The following is a 1892-nucleotide window of genomic DNA, read 5'->3' on the forward strand; positions in this document are numbered from 1 at the left end:
CCTACTGGAACTACTACTCGGTTATCTACTTCTAATAGTCGTAGTTGTCCTTCTTCTAAGTCATCTGTTGGAACTAAGTAAGAATCGAATTCAATAGACTCTCCATCCTCGTTAACAAAATCAGAGTACTCGTAAGACCAATACCATTGGTGTCCTAATGCTTTAATTGTCATAGCAGGATCAATTACTTCATCCATTAAATATAATAATTTGAAACTAGGGAAAGCAATTGCAATTAATACAAAAGCTGGAGTAATAGTCCAAATTAACTCAATTAAAGTACCGTGGTTATGGTATTTGTAAACGATTTGGTTTTTGTTAGAACCGAAGTTTACAATAATTGAAGTTAACATCCAACTAACACCAAATAAAATAATTACTAGATAAAACATAATTTGATCATGTAATTCTACAATTCCCTCGTACGAAGGTGATGCACCATCTTGGAAAGCCCATTGCCAAGGCTCAGGAGCATCATTCCATACTGGAGAAATGATATTTAATGATTTAAGCATATTTAACATAAATTATTATGCGTGTTATCCCTTAGATAAAATTTATTAAATAATTAATAAATATATCATACAAAAAATATTATAAATATATATATATTAATTTACAAAGTTAATCAAAATTCACGAGGCGGTATAACCGCTTTAGAACGGCGTTATTACCTCACCCGGAAAGGTTCACTGGTTAGGGGTAAACCTAACTTGTAAACTTGTTGATTATTTTTTGTNCTAACTTGTAAACTTGTTGATTATTTTTTGTTTGTCCCTAAAGATAATTGACCTTAGGGGTAAATTCCTTGAACTAAGATTTAATTTGGGGGCGACAAAGTCGCCCCCAACCGTGAGCCTTCATAAAATTTTGGCGTACGGTGCCGCAAAATTTTAAACCGGGTCGGCACCGCCGGACCTGGGGAGGTCCGGGGCGCCCGCCCCGGAGTAACAAAGCTACTTTAAATCGGTTCCAACCAAACGTATAATACCGCTGGCCAGGACTATTGTTTATTTATGATTAGTGTAGATCAATAGCATCTTTTAAGTAAGAACAAGTTAAAATTGTGAAAACGTAAGCTTGTAAGATTGCAATACCAAACTCTAAACCAGCTAAAGCTGTTAAGAATAATAGAGGTAATAGACTAACTAAGAATAATACAGGTCCTGCTACTACCATTTTCCATGTGAATGTAGAAATAATTTTTAATAGAGAATGACCTGCAATCATATTAGCTCCTAATCGAACACCTAAAGAAACTGCTCGAGCTAAGTAAGAAATTAATTCAATCGCAACTAGTAAGAATACTAATGCTAAAGGAGTACCAGCAGGAATGAAGAAAGCGAAGAATCCTAATCCATGTCGTTGGAATCCAATAATAGTTACTCCAATAAGAATAGCAGTTGCTAAACTCATAGTTAAGATTAAATGAGAAGTAGTTGTGAAAGAATAAGGTACTAAACCAACTAAATTACTAATTAATACAAAATTAAATAAAGAGAAGATGAATGGAACATAAACTTCGTTTTTTGGTCCAATTTGCTCTCGAACTAGATTTAAGATAGATCCGTATACTGATTCAGAATGGATAGCCCATCGAGAAGGAATAACGTAACCGTTATTTCGAGATAAAACATTCATTCCGATAGTGATTGCCACTACCATAATTAAATAGAATCCGATGTTAGTTAAAGATAATTTAGTAAATCCAAAGATTGGAGCTAAAATGAAAACAAAATCATTAATTTCAAATTGCTCTAGTGGGTTATTAACTAAGAAAGTTGTAGCTAAAGTTGACATTTTTATTTATTTTCAGTGCTTTTTTATCAAATAGGTACCTCTAGTTCTCAAATACCTAAGATCCGCGCTATACGCGGGTCTATATATCCAGG

2 protein-coding genes are annotated in these 1892 nt (G+C 33.8%); both read right to left on the reverse strand.

Annotation, left to right across the window (positions count from 1 at the left end):
- A partial coding sequence (locus tag ACYVJS_RS10440; protein ID WP_460739894.1) for a cytochrome c oxidase subunit II transmembrane domain-containing protein occupies positions 1–524 on the reverse strand: 524 nt, incomplete at its 3' end.
- A 496-nt stretch (positions 525–1020) separates the two neighbouring features.
- Positions 1021–1800: a F0F1 ATP synthase subunit A gene (locus ACYVJS_RS10445; protein WP_460739895.1), complete on the reverse strand. Its 780-nt coding sequence runs from the start codon at positions 1798–1800 to the stop codon at positions 1021–1023.
- Positions 1801–1892: the final 92 nt, after the last annotated feature.

It is taken from the genome of Microbacterium neimengense (assembly GCF_054782995.1).

What these genes read in the sequence shown, in the direction of transcription:
- ACYVJS_RS10445 (WP_460739895.1), bottom strand. Translation starts at nt 1,800, where the DNA reads ATGTCAACTTTAGCTACAACTTTCTTAGTTAATAACCCACTAGAGCAA.